Here is a 1223-nt window from a genome sequence, read left to right as displayed (position 1 = left end):
TTAGTTGTCACCTTGAGTGAAGCCGTACAAAAAGGCACTGGCAATATTGTCATCAAGAAAGTCTCCGACAACTCAGTTGTTGAAACCATTGATGTCACATCAGCTAACGTCACCGTCAGTGGTTCTACTGTCACCATTAATCCTACCGCTGACCTCGCACCAAGTACCGAATACTATGTAGAAATTGCTAGCGGGGCGATTAAAGACTCGGCTGGTAACAATTATGCCGGGATTACAGGGCCAACCAGTTGGAACTTCACAACCCTCACCGCTTCCACGCTGCCGATTCCTCCCATCCCGCAATTAACCCAAAACGGTAGTGCTAATACCAATCATCAGGGACAGAGCTTCACAGCTTCTGAGAATGGAACAATTAGCGAGATTGCGGTTTATACCGGAGGTGCTTTTACTGGCAATTTATTGATTTACAACAGCAGTAATGGCAGCGGTGCTGGCGGGAACAAAGGTACTCCTACCTATCAACAGAGCATATCACTCCCATCGGGCATGGGTTGGAAAACAGTTAAATTAGACACTCCTTATTCGGCTACCAGTGGGCAAACCTACTCCGTTATTTTTGAGGGAACAGGTACATTCTCTTTCTCGAATACCAACCCTTATGGGGGTGGGAACTATATCTTCAACTACGGCAATGCCAATGCCTCTAATGATTTAGCTTTCTTCATTAACCCGCCGGAAATTGATCTCAAAGGCAATGGTACTTCCATCGCCAATCAAGATATTACACCCACGACAATTGATGGCACTGCTTTTGCTGATACCCCAGTTGGTAGCCCGCTAGTTCGCACCTTTAGCATTGAAAATTTGGGTTCTAGTAATTTGACGTTATCGGGTACGCCTGTAGTCACCATTACAGGGGCCAATGCCAGTGATTTTACCGTCAAGACATTACCAGCCAACACTATTAGTGCCAGTCAAGCTACCCCATTTGAAATTACTTTCCAACCTTCGGCTATCGGCACTCGCACCGCACGAATTAATATTTCCAGCAACGATCTCGACGAATCTACTTATACCTTTACCATTCAAGGTAACGGCCTTGATGGTACAGCGCCCACAGCCAGCAGTTTCACCCCAGCCGATAACGCCACCAGTGTTGCAGTTGCTGCTGATTTAGTCGTCACATTGAGTGAAGCCGTACAAAAAGGCATCGGCAATATTGTCATCAAGAAAGTCTCCGACAACTCAGTTGTAGAAACCAT

At 46.3% G+C, this 1223-nt stretch carries 1 protein-coding gene; it reads left to right on the top strand.

Annotation, left to right across the window (positions count from 1 at the left end):
• Window positions 1-1223, top strand: a 1223-nt coding sequence (locus QUB51_RS18935; protein ID WP_333264563.1) for a choice-of-anchor D domain-containing protein, incomplete at both ends; no start/stop codon positions are given.

The sequence above is a fragment of the Microcoleus sp. AT8-A3 genome (assembly GCF_036705675.1).
Lineage (GTDB): Bacteria > Cyanobacteriota > Cyanobacteriia > Cyanobacteriales > Microcoleaceae > Microcoleus.
This window is presented reverse-complemented; position numbering and strand designations above follow the sequence as displayed.